Source organism: Oleiphilus sp. HI0123, assembly GCF_001635315.1.
The window spans coordinates 1-242 of the sequence record NZ_LWGE01001002.1 but is presented as its reverse complement, the minus strand read 5'-3'; the positions used below and the strand labels follow the sequence as shown (position 1 = coordinate 242).

The following is a 242-nucleotide window of genomic DNA, read 5'->3' as shown; positions in this document are numbered from 1 at the left end:
TTTACGCGCGACCGTAGCATTTTGCTTCCCAAAGACTTTGCTGGCAAACGCATGGCCGTTCTCGATGATGTTCCCGAATCTGAATACCTGTCACAAAAGCACGGTATTACACCCGTTAATTCAACCATTTTTAACTCAATCCTCAAGTTTAACAACGGTACGGTTGACCTGACTGCAGCGCCGGCAATTGTTTACGAGCCCTTCGAAATGCATAAAGGCTTAGAACCTGACGGTGGCATCTA

Annotated in this window: 1 protein-coding gene; it reads left to right on the top strand. The window is 46.7% G+C overall.

Annotation, left to right across the window (positions count from 1 at the left end; all coding sequences use genetic code 11):
• On the top strand, positions 1 to 242 hold a 242-nt coding region (locus A3761_RS27535; RefSeq protein ID WP_231881199.1), incomplete at both ends, for a putative solute-binding protein.